Here is a 14,419-nt window from a genome sequence, read left to right as displayed (position 1 = left end):
GGTTATTTCCGCTTCGCTTTCTTGTCCGCCCCATGACCGTAATAGGTCCGGGTGGGAGAAAACTCGCCCAGCTTGTGACCGACCATATCCTCGGTCACATGCACGGGAATGAATTTCTGCCCGTTATAGACATTGAAGGTGAGGCCGACGAATTGCGGCAGGATCGTCGAGCGGCGAGACCAGGTTTTGATCCCCCCCTTGTGACTGCCATCTTGCGCGTCCGACGCTTTCTTCAACAGATAGCGATCGACAAACGGGCCTTTCCAAACTGCTCTGGGCATCCTCAGCGTCCCTTCTTCTTCGCATGACGCGAACGGATGATCATCTTATCGGTCTTCTTGTTACTCCGGGTGCGCTTGCCCTTGGTGGGCTGCCCCCATGGCGAAACAGGGTGACGACCGCCGGAAGTCCGACCTTCTCCGCCCCCATGGGGGTGATCGATCGGGTTCATGGCGACGCCGCGGACCGCGGGGCGTTTGCCCTTAAGGCGGGTCGCCCCGGCCTTGCCAAGATTGCGGTTTGCGTGATCGGGATTGGAAACCGCCCCGACCGTCGCCAGGCAGGTCCCGTGAACCCGACGCACTTCGCCGGATTTCAGCCGAAGCTGCACATAGTCGCCATCACGCCCCACGAGTTGCGCATAGGCACCGGCCGAACGCGCCATCTGTCCCCCTCTGCCGGGCTTCAGCTCGACATTGTGGACAATCGTGCCGGGCGGCATGTTGCGCAAAGGCATGGCGTTGCCGGGCTTGATATCCGCCCGCTCGCTCGAAACGACCTTGTCCCCGACCGTCAACCGTTGGGGGGCGAGGATATACGCCTTAACACCATCACCATATTCAATCAGCGCAATGAACGCCGTCCGGTTGGGATCATATTCGATCCGCTTGACCTCAGCGATGGCATCGCTCCGATTCCGTTTGAAATCGATGATCCGATAGAGCCGCTTCGCCCCGCCGCCGATGCGTCGCGCCGTAATCCGACCGGTATTGTTCCGCCCACCACTTTTAGTGAGCCCCTGGGTCAAGGACTTCTCCGGGCGCCCCTTATGGAGGTCGGCGCGATCAACGGTCACCAATTGGCGCCGCGCCGGCGAGGTGGGATTATATGTTTTCAAAGCCATGGCGTCCTACCTCCCCAATCCGGTGGTGACGTCGATCGAGTGGCCGGCCTCAAGGGTCACGACGGCCTTTTTGACGTCGGACCGCGTGTAGGGACGACCGCGAAACCGCTTGTTCTTGCCTTTGGTGACAAGGGTGTTCACGGCCTTCACCTTCACATCAAACAGCGCTTCGATCGCCTCTTTGATTTGAGGCTTCGTGGCCGCCCGTGCGACACGGAAAACAATCTGATCGTGCTCAGCGGCAATCGTCGACTTTTCCGTGATCACCGGGGACACGATCGTGTCGTAATGTTGTTCCTTAATATCCGCCATCACTCAGCCGCCTCTTCTTGCGCCGCCGACTGAACGGCCGCCGATCCATCGAGACGCGCATACAGCCCCTCGACCGCCGCCCGGGTCAGGATCAATTTGTCGTGCCGCAGAATATCGTACACATTCGCCCCAATCACCGGCAGCACATCGACTCCGTCGAGGTTACGCGCCGCGCGGGCAAATCCTTCATCCACAGACTGATCGATCACGAGTGAGTTCCGAACACCAAGCTTTTGAAGCTTTTCGGCCAGCACCTTGGTTTTCACATCGGCAACAGTAGCTTCATCGATAATGATCAGCTCCGCCGCGCCCTGTTTCGCCGAGAGGGCGTGACGCAACGCCAAGCGACGCACTTTCTTCGGCAGATCATGGGCGTGGCTGCGTACCCGCGGACCATGGGCTTTGCCGCCCCCAACGAATTGCGGGGCCTTCCTATTCCCGTGACGGGCGCCGCCGGAGCCTTTTTGCCGAACGAATTTCTTCGTTGTGCCGGTAACTTCTCCACGCTCTTTGGCCTTATGCGTCCCTTGCTGCCGTTTGGCCTGTTGCCAAACGACATAGCGATGCAAAATATCCGCCCGCGGCTCGAGCCCGAAAATATCGTCCCGGAGATCGAGATCGCCGGCCTTCGACGCATCGAGGGTCAAAACGTCGATCTGCATTATTCCTTCCCTCCTTCGGGGGCATCATCAGCCTGCTGACCATCATTGCCCGCCGCGTCGTCACCGGCCGCGTCCGCCGGCACTTCGACGCCGTGGGCGCCGACGGGGGTTTTCTCCCCAGCTTCGGCCAGCGTGCTTTCAGGCTCTTCTGCCTCGATGTCCTCGCCGGCCTCGACGAAAGCACCGGGCATCGGCGCCTCTTCCGGCCGTACTCTCTTCACCGCGTCGCGGATCAGAATCCAGGAGCCCTTCGACCCGGGAACGGCGCCCTTGAGGAGAATAAGCCCGCGGGCAACATCGGTTCGGATCACTTCGAGATTTTGCGTGGTGACCCGGACATCGCCCATATGGCCAGCCATCTTCTTGCCCTTAAAGACCTTGCCAGGGTCCTGACACTGTCCAGTGGAGCCATGCGATCGGTGGCTGATCGACACCCCGTGGGAGGCGCGAAGCCCGCCGAAATTGTGCCGCTTCATGCCGCCCGCAAAGCCCTTACCGATCGACGTGCCGACGACGTCCACCCGTTGACCGGGGACATAATGTTCAGCCGTCAGACTGGCGCCAATCTCGATAAGATAGTCCGTCTCGACACGGAATTCAGCGAGCTTCCGCTTCGGTGTGACATTCGCCTTCGCGAAATGCCCGCGTGCCGCCTTGCTGACGCGTCCCAGCTTCGCCTCGCCTTTGCGATTCAGATACTCACCAGCCCCAAGCTGCAGCGCCGAATAGCCATCACGCTCTTCTGTCCGGTGACTGACCACTTGACAGTTTTCAAGGCTGACAACCGTGCACGGCACATGCGTACCTTCAGCGGTATAGACACGAGTCATCCCAAGTTTCTTGGCGATAACCCCCGTCCGCGCGCCAAGCCGCTGAGCGGGCAAAGGCTGAGGATTGTGGTTGGGCCGACCGAGCTTGGCCGGCGACACCCGGTGGGTTTGTCCCGTAGCGCTCATCTTAGGCTCCCAACTTGATCTCGACATCGACACCCGCGGAGAGATCGAGTTTCATCAACGCATCGATCGTTTGCGGGGTCGGCTCAAGAATGTCCAAAACGCGCTTGTGAGTGCGCATCTCGAATTGCTCACGCGACTTCTTGTTCACGTGGGGCGAACGTAACACCGTGTACCGATCAATATGAGTCGGCAACGGAATGGGTCCACGAACCCGCGCGCCGGTTCGTTTGGCCGTGTTCACGATCTCGACGGCGGAACTGTCGAGCACGCGATGGTCAAATGCTTTGAGCCGTATTCTGATATTTTGTTGCATGTCGGACAGTCCTGAAATGAAAGACGGGCCACGCCGCGGCGGCCCGCCTTCCGGTTACACTCTTCAATTTACTCGATGATCGACGAAACGATCCCGGCCCCGACGGTACGGCCACCTTCGCGAATAGCGAAGCGCAGCTTTTCTTCCATCGCGATCGGCACGATCAATTCGACGTTCAAATTCACATTATCACCCGGCATGACCATTTCGGTCCCTTCGGGCAGGGTGCAGATCCCGGTCACGTCCGTCGTCCGAAAATAGAACTGAGGACGATAATTATTGAAGAACGGGGTGTGACGACCCCCCTCTTCTTTCGTCAGGATATAAGCCTCCGCCACGAATTTCGTGTGCGGCGTCACGGAACCGGGCTTACACAGCACCTGGCCGCGCTCGACCCCTTCCCGCTCAACACCGCGGAGAAGAACGCCGACATTGTCCCCGGCCTCACCACGATCAAGCAGCTTGCGGAACATTTCGACGCCGGTACAGGTCGTTTTCTTGGTGTCACGAACACCAACAATTTCGATCTCGTCACCGACATTGATCACGCCACGCTCGACACGACCGGTCACAACCGTCCCCCGACCGGAAATCGAGAACACATCCTCGATCGGCATCAGGAAGGACTGATCGATCGGACGTTCCGGGGTCGGAATGTACGCATCGACTTCCTTCATGAGCTCGCGGATCGCGTTCTCACCGATTTCGGGGTCGCGACCTTCCATCGCCGCCAGCGCGGAGCCTTTGACAATCGGAATATCATCGCCGGGGAAGTCATAGGAGGACAGAAGCTCACGAACTTCCATTTCAACCAGTTCGAGAAGTTCTTCGTCGTCGACCTGGTCCACCTTGTTCAGAAACACCACGATCGCGGGCACGCCGACCTGACGGGCAAGCAGAATGTGCTCACGCGTCTGGGGCATCGGACCGTCGGCCGCGTTCACCACCAGGATCGCGCCGTCCATCTGCGCCGCCCCGGTGATCATGTTCTTCACATAGTCGGCGTGGCCCGGGCAATCGACGTGGGCATAGTGCCGCTCATCCGTCTCATATTCCACATGCGCGGTCGAAATCGTGATGCCGCGCGCCTTTTCCTCGGGCGCCCCATCGATCTCGTCATAGGCGCGAAAATCACCAAAATATTTGGTGATCGCTGCCGTCAGCGTGGTCTTCCCGTGGTCGACGTGGCCGATTGTACCGATATTGGCATGCGGCTTTGTCCGTTCAAACTTTTCCTTGGCCATTCTCGTCTCTCCGTAATCTGACGAACAATGTTGAACTCAGTGCGGACGGGCGCTCAGCCCGCCAGCTTGGCTTTGACCTCGTCGGCCACCGCATTCGGCACCCGCTCGTAATGGTCGAATTGCATCGTATACTGCGCACGACCCTGTGTGGCCGACCGCAGATTGTTCACGTACCCGAACATATTGGCAAGCGGCACCATCGCATTGACGACAGTGGCGTTCCCCCGGATCTCCTGTCCCTGGATCTGTCCACGACGGGAGTTCAGATCGCCGATGACCGTACCGGTATATTCATCCGGCGTGACCACTTCGACTTTCATGACCGGCTCGAGCAATGCCATGCCCAATTCGGATTTGTTCTCCCGCATCGCCGCCCGCGCCGCGATCTCAAAAGCGAGAACGGACGAGTCGACGTCGTGGAAGGCCCCGTCGTAAAGATCCACCTCGAAATCGAGAATGGGGAATCCGACGAGAAGTCCCGCCTCTTGCACCGAGACGAGCCCCTTTTCAACACCCGGAATGTATTCCTTGGGAATAGAACCGCCGACAATCGAGTTCGAGAAGACAAAGCCCGTCCCCGGCTCGCCCGGCTTGATCTTCATCTTGATGCGGGCAAATTGCCCAGAGCCGCCGGACTGCTTTTTGTGGGTGTAATCGATATTGGCCTCGCGGGTGATCGTCTCACGATAGGCCACCTGCGGGGCGCCGACATTCGCCTCGACCTTAAATTCCCGCTTCATCCGATCGACCAGGATGTCCAGGTGAAGCTCACCCATCCCCTTAATAATGGTCTGACCGCTTTCCTCATCGGTCTGCACCCGGAAGGACGGGTCCTCTGCCGCAAGACGATTAAGGGCGATCCCCATCTTCTCTTGGTCGGCTTTGGTCTTCGGCTCCACCGCCAACTCGATCACAGGCTCAGGGAACTCCATCCGCTCAAGAATGACCGGCTTGGTCGAGATGCAAAGCGTATCCCCCGTAGTCGTGTCCTTAAGGCCCGCAATCGCGACAATGTCACCGGCAAACGCCTCTTTGATCTCTTCCTGGGTGTTTGAGTGCATCAGCAACATACGGCCGACACGTTCCTTTTTGCCCTTCACCGTGTTGAGGAGCGAGCCCCCCTGCTCAAGATGGCCGGAATAAATCCGGCAGAAGGTCAATGTGCCCACAAACGGGTCGTTCATGATCTTGAACGCCAGCATGGACAGCGGCTGATCGTCCGAGGCCGGACGGGTCACCTCTTCATCGGTCTCCGGCACGACACCTTTGATCGCCGGAATGTCGAGGGGGCTCGGCAAAAAGTCCACCACCGCGTCGAGCAGAGGCTGAACACCCTTGTTCTTAAACGCAGTCCCGCAAAGCACCGGATGGAACTCAACGGCGATCGTCCCCTTGCGGATCAGCTCTCGGATCTTGTCATTATCCGGCTCATCGCCCTCGAGATAGGCTTCCATCGCCGCTTCATCGACCTCAACGACCGTCTCGATGAGCTTATCGCGGTATTCCTGCGCCTTATCCTTGAGATCGTCGGGGATTTCCGTCCGCTCGAACGAGGCCCCAAGGCTCTCGTCATTCCAGACAATGGCATCCATCTCGATGAGATCGACAACCCCTTTGAAATCCGACTCCATCCCGATGGGCAATTGCAGAACAACGGTTTTCGCCGCCAAACGGTCGTGGATCGACTCGACGGAGGCATAGAAATCGGCGCCGATCTTGTCCATTTTGTTGACGAAGAACATGCGGGGCACGTTGTATTTATCGCCCTGACGCCACACCGTTTCGGTTTGCGGCTCCACCCCCGCATTGCCATCAAGCAAAGCCACCGCCCCGTCGAGAACCCGCAAGGACCGCTCAACCTCAATGGTGAAATCCACGTGGCCCGGCGTATCGATAATATTCAGACGACGCTTTTTCCCATCCCGGCCAGGCCAGAAGGTCGTCGTGGCCGCGGATGTGATGGTGATCCCGCGTTCCTGCTCCTGCTCCATCCAGTCCATGGTCGCGGCGCCGTCATGGACTTCGCCGATCTTGTAGGACTTGCCGGTGTAATAGAGGATCCGCTCCGTCGTCGTGGTTTTCCCGGCATCAATATGCGCCATGATACCGAAATTGCGGTAGTCCTCGATGGAATAATCGCGGGCCATGTCATGCTTTCCAGGGGCAAAACCCCTTTTAAATCCTTAGGTTACCAACGGTAGTGCGAAAACGCTCGGTTGGCGTCCGCCATTTTATGAGTGTCTTCGCGCTTTTTGACGGCAGCGCCCCGGTTCTGACTGGCATCCATCAGCTCACCGGAGAGGCGCTCAACCATCGTCGCCTCGTTACGGGCCCGGGCGGCGGCAATCAACCAGCGCATGGCAAGGGCGATCTTTCGATCCGGCCGCACCTCGACGGGCACCTGGTAGGTTGCCCCGCCGACACGCCGAGAGCGCACTTCGACCGCAGGCGTCACATTCTCGAGCGCCTCGCGAAAGAGCTCGAGCGGCGGACGCTTCAAACGCTCTTCGACGCGATCGAACGCCCCGTAGACGATCTTTTCCGCCGCAGCCTTGCGCCCGTCCAGCATGAGATAGTTCATGAATTTGGACACGGTTTGATCGTGAAATTTCGGATCCGGGTTGACCGGACGTTTGTCGGCTCTTCTGCGACGTGACATCGTTCAGCCCTCCCTTATTTCGGCCGCTTGGCGCCGTATTTCGAGCGCCGCTGCTTACGATCCTTGACCCCTTGGGTATCAAGGACGCCGCGAAGAATGTGATAGCGCACCCCAGGAAGGTCCTTGACCCGCCCGCCGCGGATCAGCACCACCGAGTGCTCCTGGAGGTTATGCCCCTCGCCGGGAATATAGCTGATAACCTCAAAGCCATTGGTCAGACGCACCTTTGCGACCTTCCGAAGCGCCGAGTTCGGCTTTTTCGGGGTCGTCGTATAGACGCGCGTGCACACCCCGCGTTTTTGGGGGTTGCCCTGCAGATGAGGGACTTTGTTGATCTTCCGCTTCGGCTTGCGCGGCTTGCGGATCAGCTGTTGAATCGTCGGCATTTATGTTCCGTCGGTCAAAAATTCGGCATCGCCTACCACGACGGACATACGTACCCAAAAAGATGTGGAAGCCTTCGCGCGGGGTGAAGACAACCGCATCTTATCAACAAATTATGTCCGTCGTGCCGGAGCCGTTTCGGGGGGAGGCAAGATGCCTGCGCCGACTGCACTCCATTGGCAGAAGCGGCGGGCTACAGCTCACCCACCTCTTAGTCAAGCGTAAAGGGACGTCCTTTTCCCCGAAAGCGCCGGACCGTCGGCACGCCCCGGGGATCCATTTCAAGGGGCTTGCCCCGGTCCGCCGTTCGCCGCTTGAGGGCTTACCAGCGGCCCGTCAGGCGCGCCGTTGCGGAAGCGCCCCAGATCTTCAACTGGTCCGTTATCGGGGCGACGCCGGGAAAGCGGGGACGGGCACCGTACCGTCGGAGCGTATGATTAATTTGGTGAAGGTAACAGGCGCGACGCGATGCCGCCGAGCGCCAGGTCACGCTCAACGATAATGAGGGCGTCTCCCCCGTCACCTTGACGAAATGAGGAGCAAGCGGGGGCACATAGACCGCCTGTCCCGGGGTCAGGGTGATCGTCTCCCCCCGAGCGGCCAGGGCCTCCGGCAGGGGTTGATTGCGATGTCCCCCGCTGTGGAAGTCTTCTAAAGCCTCTTGGGGGACAACCGCCCGATCCGCCGGGGAGAAGATCGTCATTTCCTTATGACCGTCGATCTGGATCAGCACATTGTGCTCTTCGTCGATATGGAACGGGGTGGTCGCCCCCGGCGAGGACAGGAAGACGAAGCCTTGGCGATCCATCATCGGCCCGGTGGACGGCGCCGCCACAGCCGCAAATCCTGCCAGCGTCTCTTCCAATAAAGCCCGATACGTCGCATCGCGTTCGATATTCCGCAACGTCATCCACAGATTGTGAGAGTCCATTGCCATGATCGCCTCGCGCGCCGTCATGGGCACGGGAGCGACAGCCTGCGGGTCCACCGCAACAGGCAGAGCCCCACTATTATATTCCACCAGTTCCGCAGGCAGGGCCTCGGCGAGATCAGCCAGGGCCGACCGCGTCAACGCCCCATGGGTAAGGGACACGGGAAAGGTTGCATGGCGGTCGGGATAAGCCGCCGCGAGGAGATCAAGATCAGGGGAGTCCATGGGTCCGCTTCTTTATCATGGTCGTGAGGCGATGGCGCATCGCCCCCAGCTGGGCCGCCAAGGCGAGCGCCATCCGGTCGATGACCGCCCCAGTCGACATTTCGAGATCCATCACGACCAAGCGCTGCTCCCACATTCCATTCATGACGGTGTGGTCTGGTTTTGCACAGGAATCGTAAAGGTCCCCTTCCCCCGCGTCCCCTGCGATAAGGAAGCGTCTGGTGGCTTCGAGGAGGAGCTGGACCCCGGGTGAATAGGGACCATACGCTTCGTCATAGGTCGTTTTAAACAAGCTCCAGCCGCCGCCATGGCGCAGGATGATCAGAAGAGCGATGGGCGCCCCCGAAAGGCGCAGGGTGAGGACGCTTGTCCCCTCCTCCGCTGTCGCCATGGCCGCCCGAAAAAAGGCGGCCTCGTTGGGATCGCTCAACAAGGCGTGCCCCTCACTCTTGACGCCCTTCCAGCCCGCCGCCTCCAGGGTGAGATAGGTCTCGATGAGCGCCGGGGTGGGCGGCCCCTCATCGAACCGCATCTCCCCCTCCTCCCCCAATCGTTTAGCAAGACGGCGGAACTGCTTGCGTTTCTTCCCGGAATAGCGCGCGCTTAAATGGTCATCGAAGGTGGTGCCGGGCACAAGGCACGCCCGGCAACGGACGCGTTGTTGGACGTAAGTGCGCGGACTGCCCCCCAAATGCGCCCATGCGGCGGCCACTTCCTCCGTTACCGCGGTCAATCTGAAGAAACGGGCCCCCAGGGGCCGACCGTCAAGCCAAGCGGCCAGCGCGCTTCGCACCGGCTTGAGCGCCCCGCGACGGACCAGGGGTGTCCCATTATACATATGGGGGGGCTGCCAAATCTTAAGATAGGCGAGGGGCAATTTCGCGATTCCCCGACGTCGCCGCACCGGCATCAGCGCGAGCCATTCGCCCCCCTCTTCGACGACAAGCAAATGGACAGTACCGGTCGGATCGAGGTGGATGAGCGCGGCTTCCAACATCCCCGGACGGAAAAAGGGATTCGGCCACAGCGCCTTGTCGGCAAGATCCCGCCAAGCCCCGCGAAGCGAGGGCGTGATCTCAGCCTTTGATATCATCCGCACCGTAATGGTCAAAATCACTTCCCCCTAGGGACCTCGACTACGCGCACTGTCGCATATGAGACTTAACTCGCCGTCATCGACCGCATCGGGGGAGTTCATAAGAGCGGCGAGAGGCGCTCCGGCTAACGGGCTGCAGAAGGGTATCCCTCCGCCCCAGCGTCGCTGCTTGTCGCCTGAGAATCAAAACCCCCGCACCTCTGAGGAGAGGCGCGGGGGTGATGGTTGATGGTCGACTGTCGCGGCTGACCGAGTGCGCCTTATTCGGCCGCCTCGGGCGACGTTTCGCTGTCGGCTTCTTCTGCCACATGCTCGGGAGCCGGGAGGGCCGCCGCTTCGCGCTTCTCGCGTTCTTCGACGAGGGCAGCGTCCCGCTTGTCGGCTTCCAGCTGATGCTTGGCCATTTGGCCCCCCGTCCCGGCCGGGATGAGGCGTCCGACAATGACGTTTTCCTTGAGGCCTTCGAGCATATCGACCTTGCCGGACACCGCCGCTTCGGTGAGCACGCGGGTCGTCTCCTGGAACGACGCCGCCGAGATGAAACTCCGTGTCTGGAGGGAGGCCTTGGTAATCCCCAGAAGGACCGGCTGCCCCACCGCCACGCGCAGGCCTTGTTCTTCGAGACGCGCATTGGCCTCATCGAATTCGACCTTGTCGACTTGCTCGTCCTTCAAGAAACCGGACTCACCGGGGTCTGAGACCTCGATCTTTTGCAGCATCTGGCGGACGATCACCTCAATGTGCTTGTCGTTAATCGGCACACCCTGCAATCGGTACACTTCCTGAATCTCATTGATGAGATATTCAGCAAGCGCCTCAATCCCCATCACATCGAGGATATCGTGCGGCGCGGGATTCCCGTCCAGCAGATATTCCCCTTTGGAAATGAAGTCGCCTTCCTGGACCGCAATATGCTTACCCTTCGGCACCAGATATTCCCGCGGTTCCTGATCCTCGTCGACGGGGACGATGGAGATCCGGCGCTTATTCTTATAGTCGCGCCCGAATTCCACTCGACCATCGATTTCGGCGATGATGGCGTGATCCTTGGGACGGCGTGCCTCGAACAATTCCGCCACGCGCGGCAGACCCCCGGTGATGTCCCGGGTCTTCGCCCCCTCGGTGGGGATCCGCGCCAGCACATCGCCGGGCTGCACCTCGTCACCGTCCTCGACGGACAGGATGGCCGACACCGGCAAGAGATAGCGCGCATCGCCGCCGGAGGAATCGAGCTTTTTCGTCGTCCCGTCGCCGGCATTGATCGAGATGGCCGGGCGCAATTCCGCCCCGCGGGGGTTGGAGCGCCAATCGCTGACCGTCTTCGACGACAGCCCCGTCGCCTCGTCGGCGACATTCAGGAATGAGACCCCTTCGAGCAGATCCTCATAGGACACCTTACCGGCGACCTCGGTGACGATCGGCTGGGTATAGGGGTCCCAGTCGGCAAGTCGCTGACCACGATCGACCTTGTCGCCATTGTCGACCCGCAGCTTGGTGCCATAGGTCACCTTGAAGCTGGCAAGATCATTGCCCTGACCGTCCTGGATCTTGATCAGGGTATTCCGCCCCATGACGATAAGATCGCCGGAAGAATCTCTGACGACATTCCGGTTTTCGAGGGCGACCGTCCCTGTATGGCTCGCCTCGATAAAGGAGATATCCCCCACCGTGGCGGTCCCGCCCACGTGGAAGGTCCGCATGGTGAGCTGCGTGCCCGGCTCGCCGATCGATTGGGCGGCGATCACCCCGACCGCCTCCCCGATATTCACCGGTTCGCCGCGGGCAAGGTCACGACCATAGCAGGTGGCACAAACGCCGATCGGCGTTTCGCAGGTCAGGGGCGAACGCACCTTGACCTTTTGCACCCCGGCCTTCTCCAGCCCTTCGGCCTGAACCTCGTTGATCTGGGTGCCGGCGGTCACCAGGACTTCACCGGTCTCAGGATCCTCAATGTCAACAAGCGCTGTCCGGCCCAAAATCCGCTGACTGAGGGGGAGGACGATCTCGCCTGAATCCACCACGGCTTCGTGGGTGATGCCCCGCTCGGTGCCGCAATCGATTTCCTTGACGATGCAATCCTGCGCCACATCGACGAGACGACGGGTGAGATAGCCTGAGTTCGCCGTTTTCAGCGCGGTATCGGCAAGACCTTTCCGGGCACCGTGGGTCGAGTTGAAGTATTCAAGAACGGTCAAGCCTTCCTTGAAGTTCGAGATAATCGGTGTCTCGATGATCTCACCCGACGGCTTCGCCATCAGGCCCCGCATGGCCGCCAATTGCCGCATCTGGGTGGGCGAACCGCGGGCCCCGGAGTGCGACATCATATAGACCGAGTTCGGCTCTTTCGTCCGGCCGGTCTCTTCGTCGACTTGCACGGCGGAAATCGCGCCCATCATTTCTTCGGCGATGCGATCCGTGCATTTGGCCCACGCATCGACGACTTTGTTGTACTTCTCGCCCCTGGTGATCAGGCCATCGGCATATTGCTGTTCGTACTCGGACACTAAGGACCGCGTCTCTTCGACGATGCCCCGCTTGGTTTCGGGAATAACCATGTCGTCTTTCCCGAAAGAGATCCCTGCCTTGCATGCCTCCTTGAAGCCAAGGTCCATGATCTTGTCGGCGAAGATGACCGTCGCCTTTTGGCCGGTATGCCGATAGACCGTGTCGATCAGCCCCCCGATGGCTTTCTTGGTGAGAAGCTTATTCACCACCTCGAACGGCACGCTGGCTGAGCGCGGCAGGACATTCGCCACCTTCATCCGCCCCGGCGTCGTGTCGACGAGTTCCACTGTCTCATTCCCGTCAGCATCGACGGAGCGCCACAACGCCTTGACCTTCGCATGGAGGCTCACCGCCCCCGCCTCGAGCGCATGTTCGATCTCGGCAATATCGCCAAAGACCATGCCCTCGCCGGGCTCGTTCTCTTTCTCGATGGTGATGTAATAGAGCCCCAACACAATATCCTGAGACGGCACGATGATGGGTTTCCCATTCGCCGGCGACAGGATGTTGTTGGTGGACATCATCAGTACCCGGGCCTCAAGCTGCGCTTCGAGGCTCAAGGGCACGTGAACGGCCATCTGGTCGCCGTCGAAATCGGCGTTAAAGGCCGTACACACCAGCGGATGAAGCTGGATGGCCTTGCCCTCGATCAGCTTCGGCTCAAACGCCTGAATACCGAGACGGTGCAAGGTCGGCGCCCGGTTCAACATCACCGGATGCTCGCGAATGACCTCATCGAGGATGTCCCACACCTCTGGCCGTTCCTTTTCGACCAGTTTTTTCGCCTGCTTGACGGTTGCCGACAGCCCCTTGGCGTCCAGTCGGGAATAGATGAACGGCTTGAACAGCTCGAGAGCCATTTTTTTCGGCAGCCCGCACTCATGCAGCTTCAGTTCCGGGCCGACGACGATCACCGACCGACCGGAATAGTCGACCCGCTTGCCGAGCAGGTTCTGACGGAAGCGACCCTGCTTCCCCTTGAGCATGTCGGAGAGGGATTTCAGCGGGCGCTTATTCGTGCCCGTGATGACCCGGCCGCGACGTCCATTATCGAACAGGGCGTCCACCGCCTCCTGCAGCATCCGCTTTTCGTTCCGCACAATGATGTCCGGCGCGCGCAGTTCAATAAGACGCTTCAACCGATTGTTCCGGTTGATCACACGGCGGTAAAGATCATTGAGGTCCGAGGTCGCGAAGCGTCCCCCATCGAGGGGAACGAGGGGCCGCAGCTCCGGCGGAATCACCGGAATGACCGTCATAATCATCCATTCGGGCTTGTTCCCCGATTGCATGAAGTTCTCAATCAGCTTGAGGCGCTTGGCGAGCTTCTTCGGCTTCAGTTCCGAAGTCGATTCCTTGATCTCGACCCGGAGCTGTTCGGTGATCGTTTCAAGATCCATATTACCGAGGATCTCACGGATCGCCTCGGCCCCGATCCCGGCGGTGAAGCTGTCTTCGCCATATTGCTCCTGCGCCTCCATATACTCCTCTTCGGTGAGGAGCTGATATTGGTCGAGGGGCGTGAGCCCGGGTTCGATGACAATGTAGTTCTCGAAGTAAAGAACCCGCTCCACATCCTTGAGGGTCATGTCGAGGAAGGTCGCAATGCGCGACGGCAAGGATTTCAGGAACCAGATATGCGCGACCGGCGAGGCCAGCTCGATATGGCCCATCCGCTCCCGGCGCACCTTGGAAAGGGTCACCTCGACGCCGCATTTCTCGCAGACGACGCCCTTATACTTCATCCGCTTATATTTACCGCAAAGGCACTCATAATCCTTCACCGGCCCAAAGATCCGGGCACAGAACAGCCCGTCACGCTCCGGCTTGAAGGTCCGGTAATTGATCGTCTCCGGCTTTTTGATCTCGCCGAACGACCAGGAGAGAATTTTCTCCGGGCTGGCGAGAGAAATACGGATTTGATTGAACGTCTGCGGCGCGGCGAGCGGATTGAAGACGTTGGCGATATCCTGAGACATAAAGTGTCCTTTCCGGGCGGGTGCGGATCA

The 14,419-nt window shown here is 59.8% G+C and carries 13 protein-coding genes; all 13 read right to left on the bottom strand.

The window, feature by feature from the left end; genetic code table 11:
* Positions 1–2: 2 nt before the first annotated feature.
* Positions 3–281, bottom strand: a complete 279-nt coding sequence (gene rpsS / locus PB2503_RS08920; RefSeq protein ID WP_013300919.1) for a 30S ribosomal protein S19 — start codon at positions 279–281, stop codon at positions 3–5.
* 2 nt (positions 282–283) lie between these two features.
* The gene (gene rplB, locus PB2503_RS08915) at positions 284–1,123 is read right to left on the bottom strand and encodes a 50S ribosomal protein L2 (protein ID WP_013300918.1); all 840 of its coding nucleotides are present in this window, start codon (positions 1,121–1,123) and stop codon (positions 284–286) included.
* Positions 1,124–1,129: 6 nt separating this feature from the next.
* Complete coding sequence (locus PB2503_RS08910; RefSeq protein ID WP_013300917.1) at positions 1,130–1,435, bottom strand: 50S ribosomal protein L23; 306 nt, start codon at positions 1,433–1,435, stop codon at positions 1,130–1,132.
* Entirely contained in the window at positions 1,435–2,097 is a 663-nt protein-coding gene (gene rplD, locus PB2503_RS08905; protein ID WP_013300916.1) for a 50S ribosomal protein L4, read from the bottom strand. The genes PB2503_RS08910 and rplD overlap by 1 nt, the downstream gene beginning before the upstream one ends.
* The gene (gene rplC / locus PB2503_RS08900; protein ID WP_083811034.1) at positions 2,097–3,053 is read right to left on the bottom strand and encodes a 50S ribosomal protein L3; all 957 of its coding nucleotides are present in this window, start codon (positions 3,051–3,053) and stop codon (positions 2,097–2,099) included. The genes rplD and rplC overlap by 1 nt, the downstream gene beginning before the upstream one ends.
* Position 3,054: 1 nt before the next feature.
* On the bottom strand, positions 3,055–3,366 hold the full coding sequence (gene rpsJ / locus PB2503_RS08895; protein ID WP_013300914.1) for a 30S ribosomal protein S10: 312 nt from the start codon (positions 3,364–3,366) through the stop codon (positions 3,055–3,057).
* Between the two features lie 68 nt (positions 3,367–3,434).
* On the bottom strand, positions 3,435–4,610 hold the full coding sequence (tuf, locus tag PB2503_RS08890; protein WP_013300913.1) for an elongation factor Tu: 1,176 nt from the start codon (positions 4,608–4,610) through the stop codon (positions 3,435–3,437).
* Between the two features lie 53 nt (positions 4,611–4,663).
* A complete protein-coding gene (gene fusA / locus PB2503_RS08885; RefSeq protein ID WP_013300912.1) occupies positions 4,664–6,757 on the bottom strand; it encodes an elongation factor G in 2,094 nt (697 codons plus the stop codon).
* Between the two features lie 41 nt (positions 6,758–6,798).
* The gene (gene rpsG / locus PB2503_RS08880; RefSeq protein WP_013300911.1) at positions 6,799–7,269 is read right to left on the bottom strand and encodes a 30S ribosomal protein S7; all 471 of its coding nucleotides are present in this window, start codon (positions 7,267–7,269) and stop codon (positions 6,799–6,801) included.
* A gap of 14 nt (positions 7,270–7,283) precedes the next feature.
* Complete coding sequence (rpsL, locus tag PB2503_RS08875) at positions 7,284–7,655, bottom strand: 30S ribosomal protein S12 (RefSeq protein ID WP_013300910.1); 372 nt, start codon at positions 7,653–7,655, stop codon at positions 7,284–7,286.
* Positions 7,656–7,975: 320 nt separating this feature from the next.
* Positions 7,976–8,809 (bottom strand): cupin-like domain-containing protein, encoded by an 834-nt coding sequence (locus tag PB2503_RS08870; RefSeq protein WP_013300909.1) that lies wholly within the window; start codon positions 8,807–8,809, stop codon positions 7,976–7,978.
* A complete protein-coding gene (locus PB2503_RS14035) occupies positions 8,796–9,920 on the bottom strand; it encodes a GNAT family N-acetyltransferase (protein WP_148235240.1) in 1,125 nt (374 codons plus the stop codon). Before PB2503_RS14035 ends, PB2503_RS08870 begins: the two co-directional genes overlap by 14 nt.
* Before the next feature lie 245 nt (positions 9,921–10,165).
* Positions 10,166–14,389, bottom strand: coding sequence for a DNA-directed RNA polymerase subunit beta' (rpoC, locus tag PB2503_RS08855; RefSeq protein WP_013300907.1), 4,224 nt, complete (start codon positions 14,387–14,389; stop codon positions 10,166–10,168).
* Positions 14,390–14,419 lie beyond the last annotated feature (30 nt).

It is taken from the genome of Parvularcula bermudensis HTCC2503, assembly GCF_000152825.2.
GTDB classification, from domain to species: Bacteria; Pseudomonadota; Alphaproteobacteria; order Caulobacterales; family Parvularculaceae; genus Parvularcula; species Parvularcula bermudensis.
This window is presented reverse-complemented; position numbering and strand designations above follow the sequence as displayed.